This window comes from Acidovorax sp. 210-6 (assembly GCF_010020825.1).
Lineage (GTDB): Bacteria > Pseudomonadota > Gammaproteobacteria > Burkholderiales > Burkholderiaceae_C > Simplicispira > Simplicispira sedimenti.
On record NZ_JAACJE010000001.1, the window covers coordinates 919,747 to 935,980 of the forward strand.

Here is a 16,234-nt window from a genome sequence, read left to right on the forward strand (position 1 = left end):
ATTAGTCACTTGCAATAAAGAGACATCCGAGCAGTTCGCGCGCTTCGAATATCTATTTCCCCCAGGAGTCCTTCAACCCCGTCACCCGGTTGAACACCACCTTCTCACCCACGCCATGATCCACGCGGTCCGCCACAAAGTAGCCGTGGCGTTCGAACTGGAATTTCTGGTCCGGCTTGGCCGCAGCCAATGACGGCTCCACATACGCCTTCACCACCTTCAGGCTGCCGGGGTTCAGCAGGGCCAGGAAGTCCTTGCCGCCCGCGTCGGGCTGGGCGTCGGTGAACAGGCGGTCGTACAGGCGCACCTCGGCCTGTACACCGTCGGCCACGCCCACCCAGGTGATGGCGGCCTTGGCCTTCACGCTGTCGGCGCCGGGGGTGCCGCTCTTGGTGTTTGGGATGACCTTGGCGTGCACTTCGGCGACCTTACCGTCAGCGTCTTTCGTACCCACGCCGGTGCATTCGATGACATAGCCGCCCTTCAGGCGCACCACGTTGCCGGGGAACAGGCGCTTGTAGCCCTTGGGCGGCACTTCCTCGAAGTCCTCGCGCTCAATCCACACTTCCTTGCCGATCTGGAACACGCGGTCGGGCGGGGGCGTCTGGCCTTCGGCGATGGCGCTGTGGGGCAGGGCGGGCTGGGTGCAGGCCTCCAGGTAGGCGTCCGAGCCAAACACTTCGGCCCAGTTGGTTAGCACGAGCTTGACCGGGTCCAGCACGGCCATGCCGCGGTGGGCCTTGTTTTCCAGGTCTTCGCGCAGGCAGCCTTCGAGGGTGCTGTAGTCGATCCAGGAGTAGTCCTTGGTCACGCCGATGCGTTCGGCAAAGAGCTGGATGCTCTCTGGCGTGTAGCCCCGGCGGCGCAGGCCCACGATGGTGGGCATGCGCGGGTCGTCCCAGCCGCTCACGTGTTTTTCGTTCACCAGTTGGGCCAGCTTGCGCTTGCTGGTGACCACATAGGTGAGGTTCAGGCGGGCAAATTCGTACTGCCTGGGCGGGGGCGATGCCAGCAGGCCGCCTTCGATGAGGCGCTCCATCAGCCAGTCGTAGAAGGGGCGCTGGTCTTCAAATTCCAGCGTGCAGATGCTGTGGGTGATCTGCTCCAGCGCGTCCTCGATGGGGTGCGCGAAGGTGTACATGGGGTAGATGCACCACTTGTTGCCGGTGTTGTGGTGCTCTGCGTGCTTGATGCGGTAGATGGCCGGGTCGCGCAGGTTGATGTTGGGGCTGGCCATGTCGATCTTGGCGCGCAGCACCATGGCGCCGTCGGCGTGCTGGCCGTCGCGCATTTCGCGGAAGATGCGCAGGTTCTCGGCGGGGGTGCGGCTGCGGAACGGGCTGTCCACGCCGGGCTTGCCGAAGTCGCCCCGGTTGGCGCGCATCTGCTCGGGCGTCTGCTCGTCCACGTAGGCGTGGCCGGCCTCGATCAGGTACTCGGCGGCGCGGTACATGAAGTCGAAGTAGTCGCTGGCCTGGTAGGGCTGGTCGTTGCCGGGCTGGGCCCAGTCGAAGCCCAGCCATTTCACGGCGTCGATGATGCTGTTGACGTACTCCTGGTCTTCCTTCTCGGGGTTGGTGTCGTCAAAGCGCAGGTGGCACACGCCGCCGTAGTCGCGCGCCAGGCCGAAGTTCAGGCAGATGCTCTTGGCGTGGCCTACGTGCAGGTAGCCGTTGGGCTCGGGGGGAAAGCGGGTGCGGATCTTGGCGGGGTCGGGCTGGCCGGCCGCGTGGTGGGCGGCGTCGCCGGGGCTGCCGGCCCAGCGGCGGGTGGCGTAGGTGCCTTTATCGAGGTCGTTCTCGATGATTTGGCGCAGGAAGTTGCTGGGACGGGTGGTTTCGGCAGCCGCGGCGGTGGCCGCGGGTAGGGTGTTGGCGGGGGTGGGGGTGCTCATGCGGGCATTTTAGGGGGCGCCCCCGTGAAGTTTTGCGCGCTGCCAGATGGCGTGTGTACGTCCAGAAACAAAAAAGTGGGCGGTTTCTGCCATCCTTTGGCCTACCTCGTGCGTTAGCTGCACATGGGCAGGGTCTGGCACGGTGCCGGGGCCCTGGCTGGTAAAGGAGATTGTGATGTCCTCAACCCGTTCTTTCCTTGGCATGGTGGCTGCGGCCGGTGTGGCATTGGCACTGGCCGTGGGTGCAGCCCCTGCGCAGGCGCGTGATGTGTATTGGTCTGTGGGGGTCAACTCCCCTGGGGTGTCGGTAGGGGTGGGCAATGGCGGTTACCCCGTGTATGTGGCCCCGGCGCCTGTGTACTACGCACCACCGCCTCCGCCGCGCCCGATCTATTACACGGCGCCTGCTCCGGTGTACTACGCACCGCCTCCCGGCTATTACTACCGGGAACATCGTCACCACCGCCACCATCACCGCGGCCATCGGGGTCATCGAGACTATGACCGCTGGGATCGCTGATCCCCACCCTGCGGCTGCCGCCGCAGGCCAGGCCGCATAATTCCGCAGGCGGCCCGCCACAGGGGCGGGCGCCACGCCACCCCGGAGAGTGCTGCCTGTGAAAACCGTTTTTGTCCTCAATGGCCCCAACCTGAACCTGCTGGGCACGCGCGAACCCGCCGTCTATGGCGCGCAAACGCTGGCCGATGTGGAGCAGATCTGCGCCGCAGCTTGCGCGCGCCACGGTTTCTCGCTGCGCTTTCACCAAAGCAACCATGAGGGCGCGCTGATCGACTGGATCCACGAGGCGGGCCGCCTGCAGGCTGCCGGGGAGTTGGCGGGCCTGGTGCTCAATGCCGGGGCTTACACGCACACCAGCGTGGCGCTGGCGGACGCCGTCAAGGGCACGGGCGTGACGCTGATCGAGTTGCACATCAGCAACGTGCACGCGCGCGAGGCGTTCCGCCACCATTCCTACCTGTCGGCGGTGGCGCGGGCCGTGATGTGCGGCTTTGGCGTGGCGGGCTATGGGCTGGCCATCGACGCGCTGGCGCAGATGCAGTGACGACGGCCGCGGCCCTGCCCGCCATCACCGAGGACGAGGTCGAAATCACCGCCATGCGCGCCCAGGGCGCGGGCGGGCAGAACGTCAACAAGGTGTCGAGTGCGGTGCACCTGCGCTTCGACATTGGCGCTTCGTTCTTGCCCCTGGACGTGAAGGCGCGCCTGCTGGCGCTGCGCGACAGCCGCATCACGCAAGAGGGCGTGGTCGTCATCAAGGCCCAGCAGTACCGCAGCCAGGACCTGAACCGCGCCGACGCGCTGGCACGGCTCAATGCGCTGGTGCAGAGCGTGGCGCACGCGCCGCTGGTGCGCAGGCCCACCAAGCCCACTTACGGATCGAAGCAGCGCCGGTTGGAGTCCAAAAGCCAGCGCGGCCAGACCAAGGCTTTGCGCGGCAAGGTGCCCATGTAGGTGCGTTATGCTGCCGCGAAGGGCTCCATGGAAGTTATTCGCGCCATTTTTGGAACGTAGAGTCGGCGGGCGGGTGCTTTATGCGCGCTTCCTAAACTTTTACAGTGCCGGTAAAGGATGACCACCATGACCGCCACTGCCTCCGCCCACCCCGTTGTTCCCTCGTTGTTCGTGTCGCACGGCGCACCCCTGTTTGCCGTGGATGCGGGCGAGACCGGCCCGGCGCTCACCCGCTGGGGGCAGGCGCTGCGTGCGCAGTTTCCGGGCTTGCGGGGCGTGGTGGTCATGTCGCCGCATTGGAGGGCGCGGGGTGTGCGCGTGACCACCGGTGCCCAGCCTGCCACATGGCACGACTTTGGCGGCTTTCCGTCGGCGCTGTATGAACTGCAATACCCCGCGCCGGGCGCACCGGCGCTGGCGCAGGAGGTGCTGGACCTGCTGGCTGCCGCAGGCGTGGCCGCGCAAGGCGATGCACAGCGCCCCTTCGACCATGGCGCCTGGGTGCCGCTGATGCACCTGTTCCCCCAGGCCGATGTGCCCGTGGTGCAACTGGCGCTGCCCGTGGGCGCCGGGCCCGCGCAGGTGCATTCCTTGGGGGCGGCGCTGCGCCCGCTGGCGCAGCAGGGGGTGCTGCTGGTGGGTACGGGCAGCATGACGCACAACCTGGCCGAGTTCATGGGCGGTGGTGATGGCGAGGGTGCGCCCGACCCCTATGTGCAGGCCTTCAGCCGCTGGGTGGAAGACGCTGTGCAGCGCCACGATGTGCCGGCCTTGCTCCGCTACCGGGAGCTTGCGCCGCAGGCCCGGCGCGCGCACCCCACGGACGAGCATTTTCTGCCCCTGTTCTTTGCCCTGGGTGCGGCGCCGCAGGACTGGCACACCCAATACCTCAGCCGGGAGGTGATGTACGGCATGCTGGCCATGGATGCGTTTGCGCTGCAGCCGGTGGTGTGATCGCACCGGCTTGCAGTACCATCAGGCACCACTGCTTTGGGGGCCTGACCATGTTGGATTTGCCGCTCACTTTTCTGCAGCGCCCTGCGGCGCCCGCCACGCCCAAGCCCTGGCTGCTGGTGCTGATGCACGGGGTGGGCAGCAACGAGCAGGACCTGTTTGCGCTGTCTGCGCAGTTCCCGGACCGCTACTACGTGCTCAGCCTGCGCGCACCGCACCGCATGGGGCCGGGTTCGTTTGCGTGGTACGACTTTTCCCTGGAGCCCGGTGGCGCGCGCAGCATCGACGAAGCGCAGGAGGCCGCCAGCCGCCAGCTCATCACCCAGACCATTGAGGCCGCGGCCCAGCAAACAGGCATACCGCCCGAGCGCACGGTGGTGGGCGGCTTCAGCCAGGGCGGCACCATGGCACTGTCCATGCTGCTCACGCGGCCCGAGCTGATGCTGGGCTGCATCGTCTGGCACGGGCGGCTGCTGGCGCAGATGCAGCCCCTGGAGGCCAAGGCCGACGCCTTCCATGGCCGCAAGCTGTGGGTGAGCCACGGTGTGCACGACGACGTGGTGCCGCGCTCCAGCGCACAGGCCATCACCCACCATTTCGACAAGCTGCCGGTGTCGGTCACGTTCCGCGAGTTCTCCAGCGCGCACGAAATCCGCCCGTCCGAGCTGGCGCAAACCCTGGCCTGGCTGGAGGGCCTGTCCACCACGCCCACGGCGTTTTAGGGCGTTGCCCTATACCGGCAGCGCCACCGTGCGCTTGACTTCCTTGAGCGAAAAGCTGGTGGAAATCTCGCGCACCCCCGGCAGGCTGCGGATGCTGGTGCGCACAAACTCGGCAAACACCTCCAGGCTGGGCGCCACCACCTCCAGCTGGTAGTCGTAGCGGCCCGAGAGGTTGTGGCAGGCCAGCACCTGCGGCAGCGCCTGCACTTCACGCTCGAAGGCGGCGGTGATTTCCGCCGTGTGGTTGTGCAGGCCCAACTGCACGAAACCCAGCACGCCCCAGCCCGCAAGGTGCCGGTCCAGGTGGGCGTGGTAGCCGCTGATCAGGCCCGACTCTTCCAACTGCCGCACGCGCCGCCAGCAGGGCGAGGGCGACAGCGCCACCCGCTCGGCCAGCTCGCCCACGGTGGCGCGGCCGTCCTGTTGCAGGGCATGGAGCAGGCTGCGGTCCACGGCGTCGAGTTCGTGTTGGGGTGTGGGCATGAATTGCCTCAATGGTCTGTCAATAAGGCAATTATTTCCAAAAAACGCGCAGATTGGCGTGAAATGAGCGAAAAATTGCCTGCGCCATTGGCAAACAATTTGGCCATACCAACCCCTTGACGGAGACATTGCCATGACCCAGGCCACAGACCACAGCGGCGGCTTCGCGACCCGCGCCATCCACTTTGGCTACAACCCGGCCGAGAACCAGGGCGCGCTGGTGCCGCCCATCCACACCTCGGCCACCTGGACGTTTCCGGATGTGGGTTACGGCGCGCGCTGCTTTGCGGGCGAGGAAAGCGGCTACATCTACACGCGCATTGCCAACCCCACGCTGGCACTGCTGGAAGGGCGCCTGGCCAGCCTGGAGCAGGGCGCGGGCGCGGTGGTGTTCGGCTCGGGCATGGGCGCCATCACGGCCACGCTGTGGTCCATGCTGGAGCCGGGCGACGAGGTGCTGACCGATCTCACGCTCTATGGCTGCACCTTCTCGTTCCTGCACCACGGCCTGGCGCGCTTTGGCGTCACGGTGCGCCATGTGGACATGACCGACGCGGCCAACGTGGCCGCCGCCTTGGGCGACAAGACCCGCGTGGTGTACCTCGAATCCCCCGCCAACCCCAACATGCGCCTGGCCGACATTGCCGCCATTGCGGCGCTGGCCCATGCCAAGGGTGCCAAGGTAGTGGTGGACAACACCTACTGCTCGCCCTACCTGCAGCAGCCGCTGGTGCTGGGTGCGGATGTGAGCGTGCACTCCATGACCAAGTACCTCAGCGGCCATGGCGACCTGACCGCCGGTGCCGCCATCTTTGCCGACGCCGAGCTGGCTCAGCGCGTACGCCTGTACGGCCTCAAGGACATGACGGGCGCCGTGATGTCCGCCTACGACGCCCACCTGGTGATGCGCGGCCTCAAGACCCTGGCGCTGCGCATGGACCGCCACTGCCAGAGCGCGCAGACGGTGGCCGAATTCATCGCCGCGCACCCGGCCACGGCCGTGGTGCACTTCCCCGGCCTGCCCAGCTTTCCCCAGCACGCGCTGGCCAAGAAGCAGATGCGCCAGATGGGCGGCATGATCGCCTTCGAACTGCACGGCGGCCTGCCGGCGGGCGTGCGCTTCATGGATGCGCTGCGCCTCGTCACCCGCGCCGTGAGCCTGGGCGATGCCGAAACGCTGGCCCAGCACCCGGCCAGCATGACGCATTCCACCTACACGCCCGAAGAGCGCGCCGCGCACGGCATTTCCGAAGGGCTGGTGCGCCTGTCGGTGGGGCTGGAGGATGTGCAGGACATCCTGGCCGACATCGGCCAGGCACTGGACCTGGTGCAGGCGCTGGACTTCAGCCGCGCGCAACCGACGACGGCTGGGGCAGCGGCAGCGCCGTCTTGTAGCGCACCTGCTTGAGGGCGAAGCTGGAGCGGATCTTCTCCACCCCCGGAATGGGCGAGAGCCGCTCCAGAATGAGCTTTTCCAGCGCCGCCATGTCGGCTACGGCCACGCGCAGCAGGTAGTCGCTGTCGCCGGTCATCAGGTAGCACTCCATCACCTCGTCCTGCTCGGCGATGCGGCGCTCGAAGTCGGCCAGGGCCTCTTTGCTCTGGGCCTTGAGGCTGACGCTGATGAACACATTGAGCCCCAGCCCCAGCGCGGCGGCGTTGGCCAGCGCCACGTAGCGGCTGATGACGCCCGCGGCCTCCAGCGCCTTCACACGCGCCAGGCAGGGCGAGGGCGAGAGATGCACGCGCCGGGCCAGCTCCACGTTGGAGAGCGAGCCGTCGGCCTGCAGTTCGGCCAGGATGCGCAGATCGATGGCGTCCAGCTTCATATGCTGCGTTGGATTTTGAAATTGGAATTTTGTGCTGCGAACAGGCCATTTTGCCCGCAATACAGCACCCTGTTTTGCCAGCCAAGGAATAGAGTGGCGACCATGAATGCTCCCATCCCACCCCAGGCCCTCGTGCGCCCCGCAGGCTTGCCCGAGGACACCGACCCCCAGGAAACCGCCGAGTGGCGCGAGGCCTTCCTCGCCCTGGTGGCCACCGAAGGCCCCGAGCGCGCGCGCTTCGTGCTCGATGAGCTGGCGCGCATGGCGCGCGCCCAGCACGTGGGCTGGCAGCCGGGCCTGAACACGCCCTATGTGAACACCGTGGCCGTGCAGGATCAGGGCGTGTTCCCCGGCGACCTGGCCGTGGAGGAGCGGCTCGCCTCCATCATGCGCTGGAACGCACTGGCCATGGTGGTGCGCGCCAACCAGGCCTATGGCGAACTGGGCGGCCACATCGCCAGCTACGCCAGCGCGGCGGACCTGTTCGAGACTGGCTTCAACCACTTCTTCCATGCCCGTGAGGGCCTGGGTGCGGGCCAGCACCGGGGCGACCTGGTGTTCTTCCAGCCGCACAGCGCGCCCGGCGTGTACGCGCGCGCCTTCCTCGAAGGGCGTTTGAGCGAGCAGGACCTCATGCACTACCGCCAGGAGATCACCGCCCCGGCGCAGGGCGCGCGCGGCCTCAGCAGCTACCCGCACCCCTGGCTCATGCCCGACTTCTGGCAGTTTCCGACGGGCTCCATGGGCATCGGCCCCATCAGCAGCATCTACCACGCGCGCTTCATGCGCTACCTCACGCACCGCGGACTGCTGGACTGCGCTGGCCGCAAGGTGTGGGGCGTGTTCGGCGATGGCGAGATGGATGAGCCCGAATCCATGAGCGCGCTCACGCTCGCGGCGCGCGAGGGCCTGGACAACCTCGTCTGGGTGGTCAACTGCAACCTGCAGCGCCTGGACGGCCCGGTGCGCGGCAATGGCCGCATCATCGACGAGCTGGAGCGTTTGTTCGCGGGCGCGGGCTGGAACGTGGTCAAGCTGGTCTGGGGCAGCGACTGGGACGGCCTGTTCGCCCGCGACCTTACCGGCGCGCTGGTGCGCACGCTCGAAGGCACGGTGGACGGCCAGATGCAGACCTTCGCCGCCAAGGACGGGCGCTTCAACCGCGACAACTTCTTCGGCCAGAACCCCGAGCTGGCCGCGCTGGCCCAGGGCATGACGGACGAGCAGATCGACCGCCTCAAGCGCGGCGGCCATGACCTGGTGAAGATCCACGCCGCCTATGCCGCCGCCAGCGCGCACCAGGGCCAGCCCACGGTGATCCTGGCCCATACCAAGAAGGGCTACGGCATGGGCCAGGCGGGCCAGGGCAAGATGACCACGCACAGCCAGAAGAAGCTCGACGACAGCGACCTCATCGAATTCCGCAACCGCTTCAACCTGCCGCTCACCGACGCGCAGGCCACCGGCCTGGCCTTCTACAAGCCGCAGGAAGACAGCGCCGAAATGCAGTACCTGCGCCGCCACCGCCAGCAGCTGGGCGGCTACCTGCCCCGGCGCGAAACGGTGTGCGAGGCCCTGCCCGTGCCGCCGCTGGCCAGCTACGCGCAGTTCGCGCTGGCGGCCGATGGCAAGGAGATGAGCACCACCATGGCCTTCGTGCGCATGCTGGGCACGCTGCTCAAGGACGCTACGCTCGGCCCGCGCATCGTCCCCATCGTGGCCGACGAGGCGCGCACCTTCGGCATGGCCAACCTGTTCAAGCAGGTGGGCATCTACAGCAGCGTGGGCCAGCGTTATGCGCCCGAGGACATCGGCTCGGTGCTCTCGTACCGCGAGGCGCTCGATGGGCAAATTCTCGAGGAGGGCATCAGCGAGGCCGGCGCCATCGCCAGCTGGACGGCGGCGGCGACGAGCTACAGCGTGCACGGCCTGGCCATGCTGCCGTTCTACATCTACTACTCCATGTTCGGCTTTCAGCGCGTGGGCGACGCCATCTGGGCCGCCGCCGACCAGCGCGCGCGCGGCTTCCTGCTCGGCGCCACCTCGGGCCGCACCACGCTGGGCGGCGAGGGGCTGCAGCACCAGGACGGCAGCAGCCACCTCGTCGCCGCCACCATCCCCAACTGCAAGGCCTACGACCCGGCCTACGCGGGCGAGATGGCCGTGATCGTGGACGCTGGCATGCGCGAGATGGTGACCGAGCAGCGCGACGTCTTCTACTACGTCACGCTCATGAACGAGAACTACGCCCAGCCGGACCTGCCGCCCGATGCGCACGAGGGGGTGTTGCGTGGATGCTATCAATTCAATAGCTATTCGCGCTCGATGGCCGGGCATGGAGAGCCGATTTCATCCAAGAAATCGGTCACCCTGCTGGGCTCCGGTGCCATCCTCACCGAGGTGGTGAAGGCCGCCGAAATGCTGGCAGCTGAGGGTGTGGATGTGACCGTGCTCAGCGTGACCAGCTGGAGCGAACTGGCCCGCGACGGCGTGGCCTGCGAGCAGCGCGCGCTGGCGGGCGAGGCCGAGCCTGGCGTGCCTTGGTTGACGCAGCTACTTGCGGGAACGCAGGGGCCGGTGATTGCCGCTACCGATTATGTGCGCGCGGTGCCCGAGACGGTGCGTGCCTTCGTGCCGCCGGGCCGCCGCTTCATCACGCTGGGGACGGATGGGTTTGGGCGCAGCGATACGCGGGCGGCGTTGCGGGCGTTTTTTGGGGTGGATGCGGCGGCGGTGGTGCGGGTGGCGTTGTCGGCTTGCTGATGGATGTTTTGATGGTTGGTTTTTGCTGAGGTGTGCTGGCCGGGATGTGCGCCCGGCGGCGCAGTAACTTTCTTTTGCTTCGCCAAAAGAAAGTCACCAAAGAAAAGGCGACCCACAGTCTGCGACCCCTGCGCTGCGCTACGGGGCAAACCTGCGTCGGGGCGCTTGCGGGGTGCGCCGTGGAACTCACTGCGCTGCTGCGCAGCTTCGTTCGGACAACCCCGGCGAGTCAGTGGACGAAGCATGCGCGCTCCGACGCGCATGCCCACCCCGCAAGCGCCCCGCCGCAGGCGCAGCCAGAAGGGGTTTGAAGGCCGCAATCCACACGGGCCATCGCTGCGCTCGGCCCGGCTTGCGCGGCGCGCAGCGCCTGCGACCTTGGGGGCCGAGCGCAGCGATGGCCCGAAACCTACCAAGCCCTTCTGCACGTGCCGAGAAGCGCAGAGCGCGGGGCGGGCGTGTGCCGCAGGACACACGCCTTTGTGGTCTGACTTGCTGCGGTTGTCCGAACGGAGCGCCGCAGGCGCGCAGTGAGTTCCGCAGCATGCCCCGCGAACGAGCATCGCAGGTTGCCCCCGCGCGCAGCGTGGGGGTCACGGGCGGCAGGGTCGCCCTTTCTTTGCTTACTTTCTTTCGGCGAAGCGAAAGAAAGTGAGTCGCCCGCCGGGGCGAGACCCGGCCTCCGCCCTCACCAAAAGCACAAAATTAGCTATAAAAACATAGCTACTATCGCAATATCAGTAAGCGCCAGAGCCAAATTCGATCATAAAAAATCAGCTCCCAGGCCGAAAGAACGCATCCAGCACCGGCACCAACCCCGGAAACTCCAGCGCAAACCGCTCACGGTTCACAAAGTAGGCCTCGCAGGCCACCGCGAAGAACTCCGCCGGAGCCGTGGCGCCATAGGCATCGAGCCAGGGCCAGTCGGTGCCAAAACGCTCGGCCTTGATCACGGCCTCGCGGAAATGCTGGTAGGCCGGCTCCCAGGCGGCCCACCAGGCCTCGTGCGCGGCGCGCGCGCTGCGGGTGCCCATGAATCCGGCAGGCAGCGGCGGGCAGCCGTTGGCGTGGCCGCTGCGCATGTCCAGCTTGTGCACAAACTCGTGCACCACCACGTTGCTGCCGTGCTGGGCACTGTGCGCCGCGCCTTCCACATGGGGCCAGCTCAGCATCACCGGGCCGCGTTCCATGGCCTCACCGGCCAGCACCTCGGTGTAGCGGTGCATGACCCCGGCTTCGTCCATGTGCTCGCGCCGGGCCACGGCCTCGCTGGGGTGCACGACGATGGTTACGAAGTCGTCGTACCAGCCCAGCGCATCGCTGGGCTCGCCCCAGTGCAGCAGCGGCAGGCAGGCCTGGGCGGCGATGTCGATGGCCATGGCGTCGGTGACCACCAGGCCGTGCGCACCATGGAACTGCTTGCCGTCGAGGAAGAGGGCGCTCAGGGCGCGCAGCTTGGCCTGTTGGGGCAGGCCCAGGGCGGCGAGGAAAGGGTGGCGCCGCAGGGTCTCCAACCAGAGTTCGGCCGGGATGTCGGGCACGGGGGCGAGGGTGCTGCGCAAGCGGTTGCGCAGGCGGTTCAAAAAGGCGGGCATCGCCGTCAGGTGGGGACGATGGCGACGCGTTCCAAGCCCTGGGGCGTGAGGCGCAGCACATCGGCGCGCGGCGGGTGGGCGGCAGCGTCCCAGTCGCTCAGCACCACGCGGGCGAGGCCCGGGGCCAAAGCGTGTTCAGCCGGGCGGTGCGTGTGGCCGTGGACCAGGGTGGTGGCGCGGGCGGCCTGCAGCCAGGCGATGGCGGCAGGGCCGTCCACGTCGGCATACACCGCACCGGACTGCTTGCGTGCTTCGCTCTCGGCGCGGATGCCGCGTGCCTGGGCGCGGCGCTGCGCCAGGGGCTTGGCCAGGAAGTGCTCTTGCCACTGCACGCTGCGCGCCTGCACGCGAAAGCGCTGGTAGTCCACGTCGTCCAGGCACAGCGCATCGCCATGGCTGAGCAGCAGGCGCTGGCCTTGCCAGACCAGCACGGTGGGGTCATGCAGCAGGGTGGCGCCGGTGTGCCGGGCAAAGCCGGGGCCGATGAGAAAGTCGCGGTTGCCGTGCAGAAAGAACAGCGCACGCTGGCGGCTGGCGGCCTGGAGCAGGGCACAGGCCTGGGATTCAAAACTGCCGAGGTCATCCAGTGCGTCGTCGCCCACCCAGACTTCGAACAGGTCGCCCAGGATGAACAGGGCATCGGCGGGCGTGGTCTGCAGGTAGTGGTGCCAGGCGGCCAGGGTGTCGGGCTCGCTGGCCTGCAGGTGCAGGTCCGACAAAAAATCGACCGTGCGCCAGTGCGAAGGAGCGACAAGCTCCTCGAACCGGGGCACGGTCGGGCTCACGCGGGTGCTGGCGTGGTCAGAGAGCCACGGCCTTGTCGATCACCACGGCGTCGAAAGGCACGTCGTCGTGGTAGCCCTTGCGCGTGGTGCGCACCTTGCGGATGGCGTCCACCACGTCCTGGCCCTTGACCACCTTGCCGAACACGGCGTAGCCCCAGCCCTGGGGCGAGGGCGAGGTGTGGTTCAGGAAGGCGTTGTCCACCACGTTGATGAAGAACTGGGCCGTGGCGCTGTGCGGGTCGTTGGTGCGTGCCATGGCGATGGTGTAGGCATCGTTCTTCAGGCCGTTGGCGGCCTCGTTCTCGATGGGGGCGTCGGTGGCCTTCTGCTGCATGTCAGGGGTGAAGCCGCCGCCCTGGATCATGAAGCCCTTGATCACGCGGTGAAAGATGGTGCCGTCGTAATGGCCCTTGTTCACGTAGTTCAGGAAGTTGGCGGCGGACTTGGGGGCCTTGGCGTTGTCCAGTTCCAGGGTGATGACGCCGGGGGTGGCGGTATCAGCGACGTTGATGGTGACGTGCAGTTCAACTTGCGGGTTGCTCATGGCTGTTTCCTTGGGGTTCAGTTACTTGACCAGCGTGGCCGAGGTGATGACGACGGGGGTGGTGGGCACGTTCTGGAACGGGCCCTTGTTGCCGGTGGGCACGCCCTTGATCTTGTCCACCACCTCGGTGCCCGAGACCACCTTGCCGAACACGGCGTAGCCGTGTCCGTCAGGCTGGGGCGCGTTGAGCATGGCATTGTCCTTCACATTGATGAAGAACTGCGCCGTGGCGGAGTCGGGCACGTTGGTGCGCGCCATGGCGATGGTGTAGGTGTCGTTCTTCAGGCCGTTGGTGGCTTCCAGCGGGATGGGCGGGCGCATGGGCTTTTGCACCATGTCGGGCGTGAAGCCGCCGCCCTGGATCATGAAGCCGTCGATCACACGGTGAAAGATGGTGCCGTCGTAGTGCTTGTCGGCCACGTACTTCAGGAAGTTTTCCACCGTCTTGGGGGCCTTGGCGGGGTTGAGTTCGACCACGATGTCGCCCAAGCTGGTGGCGAGCTTGACGCGCGGGGCGTTCTGGGCGTGTACAGGTGCTACAAAAATAGTAGCTGCTGCGGCAATGCTGGCAAGCGCCAGAGCGGAATTTCTTCTGGAAATCATCCAATCACTCCTTCGTAAATGATCTGCCAGTGCTTGCCCCGGCGGGCCCAGAACTGGCGTTTGACGGGGCCGGTGCGCGACCCGGAGGCCACCTCACCGAACGTGACCACCATGGTGTCCATGCTGTCGGTCCAGCGCAGGATGGCCTTGTCCTTGAGCTCGATTTCGCGTCCGCCCAGGGCCTGGGTTTCGGCGTGCAGTGCGGTGGCCCATTGGGCCAGGGTGGTCTTGCGCTGGCCCTGGAAGTCGGGGGCGTAGAACGCCATCAGCCGCTGCATGTCGCCCGCCGTCTTGGCATTGCGCCAGCCGTCCAGCACCGCCTCGAAGGCCTTGTGCTCGGCCTGCACGCTCTGTGGCGCGACCCAGTCGAGCTGGCGCGCGATGACCACGGGCGTGGTGCGCGGCTCCACGGTGCGCAGCAGGCGTTCCAGATCGGGGTTGGCCAGGGCCACGCAGCCATCGGTGGCCTGTGGCGCGCGGGAGAACTGGTCGGGCGGCGTGCCGTGCAGCCAGATGCCGCTGCCGGTCTTGCCGCGCAGTTGGTCCAGCGGGTTGGGGTAGTTCAGTGGCAGGGCACCGGCGCCGTAGAAGTCGCGCAGCGTGGCCGGGTCCAGGCGGCTGGTGATGAAATACACCCCCAGCGGTGTGCGCTGGTCGCCTTCCACCGATTTTTCGATGCCCAGCTTGCCTACCGAGGCGTAATAGTCGGCCACCAGGCGCAGGCCCTGCGGTGTGTTCTCGAACAGGTACAGGCGCGAGCGCGAGGCATCCACCGCGATGGCGTGGCGGTAGCGCGGCGCCAGTTCAAGGAACTGCGAGGGCACTTTCTGCTGCCCAGGGCGGGCGCCGCGGGCTTCCACGCGGCGCTGGAGTTCGGTGCGCAGCTCCAGCAGCGTGGTGCGTGCCTCGGCATGCAGCGCGCTGGGCACATCGCCCGGCTGCTGCAGGGGGCGGGCGCGGGCGGCCAGCAGGTCACCCAGGGCGAGCTGGGCGAGTTGGAAGTTGGGGTAGTCGCGCACCAGGCGCTCGGCCTGGGTCAGCGCATCGCGCGTTTGCCCCTGGCGCGTGAGTTCCAGCACCTGCAGCAAGCGCTCTTCGGCCTGGCCGTCGCGCAGGGGCGCGGGGGCGGGCGGTGCAGGCCGGGCTTTTTTGGTGCGTGTGGCCTGGGGCTTGCGTGCGGCCTGGGTGCCACGGGAGGCCGACTTGGCCGGTGCCCCCTGGGCTGCGCTGGCGCGCAGCTTGGGCGTGGAGCCCAGGTTCTTGGCCTGCGCATGGCCGCCCAGCTGCACCAGCAGCAGGCACAGCAGCGCAGCCAGTGCGCCGCGCAAAGACACCAGAGACCCCATGCGCAGACTCAGCAAGAAGACCATGCCGCCGGTGGGCGGCCTCCAAGGGACGAAAAACGCTGCATCAGCCGCCGGTGGACTCGCGCACGATGGTCCAGCGGCCCTGCTGCTGCACCAGATCCAGTGTCTTGCGGCTGGACACGTTCAGCGCATCGGCGCTGTAGGCCTGCTGGAAGCGCACGGTGGCCTTGTCGCCTTGCACGCTGACCTGCAGGTTGGAGAGCTTCACGCTGATGCGCGACTTGCCCACGATGCGCGATTCGCGTTCTTTCTCCCAGGCGGAGCGGCTTTGGCGGCCGGGTGGGCTGAAGTCCTTGCCATAGGCGCCCAGGTAGGCCTTCATGTCCTTGGCGGACCAGGCGGCAGCCCAGGCTTCGACGGCCGCCTTCACCTCACGCTCGGCGGTGTCATCGTCGGCCACTTTGGTACTGGCTGGCGCGGGTGCCGGTGTGGGCGCAGCCGCAGGTGCCGGGCTGGCCGTGGCCGCTGGCACTGGCGCCGCAGGGGCAGCGCTGGCCTGCGGGGCGGGCGTTGGGGTGGGGGCAGGGGTGGGCGCTGGGGCTGCGGCCACGGTGGTGCTGGGTTTGGCGGGCTGGGCCGGTGCGGCCGTGGGCGCTGCGGGAGTGGCAGCGCCGGGGCGTGCGCCACGGCCTGCGTCGGCACTGAACAGACTGCGGATCATGGCCAGCTTGGGCTTGACCGAGTTGGCCGTGTTGGCGTCGAGCTGCAAGGCCTTGCTGTAGGCCTGGCTGGCGAGCTTGGCGTAGATGTCGCCCAGGTTCTCGTGCGCGGTGGCGTAGCTGGGGTTGGTGCGGATGGCCATTTCCAGTGCGGCGCGGGACTTGTCGAGCTGGTTCTGGCCTGCGTACAGCACGGCCAGGTTGTTGTAGGGCTCGGGCAGCTCGGGGTATTCCTCGGTCAGCTTGGTGAAGGTGACGATGGCTTCGTTGTGCTTGCCCGCATCGGCCTGGGCCACGCCGCGCAGAAAGCGCAGCTGAGGGTCGCGCGGGGTTTCAGCCAGGCGCTGGTCGGCCTTGGCCAGGGCGTCGGCGGGTTTGCCGGCCTTGAGCAACTGGGTGATTTCGTTGTAATCGTTGGCGTGGGCCAGGCCGGTTCCCACCAGGGTTGCCAGGGCCAGCAGGCGCAGGAATCGGGGGAGAGTGCGGCGAACGTGCGTCATGGGTGCTGTTCAGGGGGATGAAAGCGCCCGAACCCGGGCCGGGCTTATACTTCGGCGGATTG

The 16,234-nt window shown here is 67.5% G+C and carries 16 protein-coding genes; 7 read left to right on the top strand and 9 right to left on the bottom strand.

Annotation, left to right across the window (positions count from 1 at the left end):
- Positions 1-52: 52 nt before the first annotated feature.
- On the bottom strand, positions 53-1,894 hold the full coding sequence (locus tag GWK50_RS04320) for a glutamine--tRNA ligase/YqeY domain fusion protein (RefSeq protein ID WP_162015462.1): 1,842 nt from the start codon (positions 1,892-1,894) through the stop codon (positions 53-55).
- 175 nt (positions 1,895-2,069) lie between these two features.
- Between GWK50_RS04320 and GWK50_RS04325 the strand changes: the two genes are divergently transcribed.
- The 5 genes from GWK50_RS04325 to GWK50_RS04345 all read left to right on the top strand — a co-directional run bounded on the left by GWK50_RS04325 (position 2,070) and on the right by GWK50_RS04345 (position 5,044).
- Positions 2,070-2,414 (top strand): hypothetical protein, encoded by a 345-nt coding sequence (locus GWK50_RS04325; protein WP_162015463.1) that lies wholly within the window; start codon positions 2,070-2,072, stop codon positions 2,412-2,414.
- 97 nt (positions 2,415-2,511) lie between these two features.
- Positions 2,512-2,958: a type II 3-dehydroquinate dehydratase gene (gene aroQ / locus GWK50_RS04330; protein ID WP_162015464.1), complete on the top strand. Its 447-nt coding sequence runs from the start codon at positions 2,512-2,514 to the stop codon at positions 2,956-2,958.
- Positions 2,955-3,368, top strand: coding sequence for an alternative ribosome rescue aminoacyl-tRNA hydrolase ArfB (gene arfB / locus GWK50_RS04335; RefSeq protein ID WP_277950289.1), 414 nt, complete (start codon positions 2,955-2,957; stop codon positions 3,366-3,368). Before aroQ ends, arfB begins: the two co-directional genes overlap by 4 nt.
- Before the next feature lie 126 nt (positions 3,369-3,494).
- Complete coding sequence (locus tag GWK50_RS04340) at positions 3,495-4,322, top strand: class III extradiol ring-cleavage dioxygenase (RefSeq protein WP_197904974.1); 828 nt, start codon at positions 3,495-3,497, stop codon at positions 4,320-4,322.
- A 50-nt stretch (positions 4,323-4,372) separates the two neighbouring features.
- A complete protein-coding gene (locus GWK50_RS04345) occupies positions 4,373-5,044 on the top strand; it encodes a dienelactone hydrolase family protein (RefSeq protein WP_162015466.1) in 672 nt (223 codons plus the stop codon).
- Positions 5,045-5,053: 9 nt separating this feature from the next.
- On the opposite strand, the gene GWK50_RS04350 is transcribed toward GWK50_RS04345, so the two are convergent.
- Positions 5,054-5,527, bottom strand: coding sequence for an Lrp/AsnC family transcriptional regulator (locus GWK50_RS04350; RefSeq protein WP_162015467.1), 474 nt, complete (start codon positions 5,525-5,527; stop codon positions 5,054-5,056).
- 133 nt (positions 5,528-5,660) lie between these two features.
- Between GWK50_RS04350 and GWK50_RS04355 the strand changes: the two genes are divergently transcribed.
- Positions 5,661-6,935 carry a methionine gamma-lyase gene (locus tag GWK50_RS04355; RefSeq protein WP_162015468.1) on the top strand — a complete coding sequence of 425 codons (1,275 nt, stop codon included), beginning with the start codon at positions 5,661-5,663 and terminating at the stop codon, positions 6,933-6,935.
- Here the strand turns inward: GWK50_RS04355 and GWK50_RS04360 are convergent.
- Positions 6,871-7,356, bottom strand: a complete 486-nt coding sequence (locus GWK50_RS04360; RefSeq protein WP_162015469.1) for an Lrp/AsnC family transcriptional regulator — start codon at positions 7,354-7,356, stop codon at positions 6,871-6,873. The two genes, GWK50_RS04355 and GWK50_RS04360, sit on opposite strands and share 65 nt — an antisense overlap.
- Positions 7,357-7,458: 102 nt before the next feature.
- Here GWK50_RS04360 and mdeB point away from each other — a divergent pair, with 102 nt between their 5' ends.
- Entirely contained in the window at positions 7,459-10,119 is a 2,661-nt protein-coding gene (gene mdeB / locus GWK50_RS04365) for an alpha-ketoglutarate dehydrogenase (protein ID WP_162015470.1), read from the top strand.
- 773 nt (positions 10,120-10,892) lie between these two features.
- Here mdeB and GWK50_RS04370 read toward each other — a convergent pair.
- From GWK50_RS04370 to GWK50_RS04395, 6 genes are all read right to left on the bottom strand, one after another.
- Positions 10,893-11,714, bottom strand: coding sequence for a M90 family metallopeptidase (locus GWK50_RS04370; RefSeq protein WP_162015471.1), 822 nt, complete (start codon positions 11,712-11,714; stop codon positions 10,893-10,895).
- 5 nt (positions 11,715-11,719) lie between these two features.
- Complete coding sequence (locus GWK50_RS04375; protein ID WP_162015472.1) at positions 11,720-12,499, bottom strand: UDP-2,3-diacylglucosamine diphosphatase; 780 nt, start codon at positions 12,497-12,499, stop codon at positions 11,720-11,722.
- Between the two features lie 16 nt (positions 12,500-12,515).
- On the bottom strand, positions 12,516-13,043 hold the full coding sequence (locus tag GWK50_RS04380) for a peptidylprolyl isomerase (protein ID WP_162015473.1): 528 nt from the start codon (positions 13,041-13,043) through the stop codon (positions 12,516-12,518).
- 21 nt (positions 13,044-13,064) lie between these two features.
- Positions 13,065-13,646 (bottom strand): peptidylprolyl isomerase, encoded by a 582-nt coding sequence (locus GWK50_RS04385; protein WP_162015474.1) that lies wholly within the window; start codon positions 13,644-13,646, stop codon positions 13,065-13,067.
- Positions 13,643-14,992 (bottom strand): L,D-transpeptidase family protein, encoded by a 1,350-nt coding sequence (locus GWK50_RS04390; RefSeq protein WP_162015475.1) that lies wholly within the window; start codon positions 14,990-14,992, stop codon positions 13,643-13,645. Before GWK50_RS04390 ends, GWK50_RS04385 begins: the two co-directional genes overlap by 4 nt.
- 64 nt (positions 14,993-15,056) lie before the next feature.
- Entirely contained in the window at positions 15,057-16,172 is a 1,116-nt protein-coding gene (locus GWK50_RS04395) for a tetratricopeptide repeat protein (protein WP_162015476.1), read from the bottom strand.
- Positions 16,173-16,234: the final 62 nt, after the last annotated feature.

Coding starts and splice junctions, on each gene's coding strand:
- GWK50_RS04385 (WP_162015474.1), bottom strand. CDS start 13,646: ATGATTTCCAGAAGAAATTCCGCTCTGGCGCTTGCCAGCATTGCCGCA.
- GWK50_RS04320 (WP_162015462.1), bottom strand. CDS start 1,894: ATGAGCACCCCCACCCCCGCCAACACCCTACCCGCGGCCACCGCCGCG.
- mdeB (WP_162015470.1), top strand. CDS start 7,459: ATGAATGCTCCCATCCCACCCCAGGCCCTCGTGCGCCCCGCAGGCTTG.
- GWK50_RS04370 (WP_162015471.1), bottom strand. CDS start 11,714: ATGCCCGCCTTTTTGAACCGCCTGCGCAACCGCTTGCGCAGCACCCTC.
- GWK50_RS04340 (WP_197904974.1), top strand. CDS start 3,495: ATGACCGCCACTGCCTCCGCCCACCCCGTTGTTCCCTCGTTGTTCGTG.
- GWK50_RS04345 (WP_162015466.1), top strand. CDS start 4,373: ATGTTGGATTTGCCGCTCACTTTTCTGCAGCGCCCTGCGGCGCCCGCC.
- GWK50_RS04380 (WP_162015473.1), bottom strand. CDS start 13,043: ATGAGCAACCCGCAAGTTGAACTGCACGTCACCATCAACGTCGCTGAT.
- GWK50_RS04360 (WP_162015469.1), bottom strand. CDS start 7,356: ATGAAGCTGGACGCCATCGATCTGCGCATCCTGGCCGAACTGCAGGCC.
- GWK50_RS04325 (WP_162015463.1), top strand. CDS start 2,070: ATGTCCTCAACCCGTTCTTTCCTTGGCATGGTGGCTGCGGCCGGTGTG.
- GWK50_RS04355 (WP_162015468.1), top strand. CDS start 5,661: ATGACCCAGGCCACAGACCACAGCGGCGGCTTCGCGACCCGCGCCATC.
- GWK50_RS04350 (WP_162015467.1), bottom strand. CDS start 5,527: ATGCCCACACCCCAACACGAACTCGACGCCGTGGACCGCAGCCTGCTC.
- GWK50_RS04395 (WP_162015476.1), bottom strand. CDS start 16,172: ATGACGCACGTTCGCCGCACTCTCCCCCGATTCCTGCGCCTGCTGGCC.
- GWK50_RS04390 (WP_162015475.1), bottom strand. CDS start 14,992: ATGGGGTCTCTGGTGTCTTTGCGCGGCGCACTGGCTGCGCTGCTGTGC.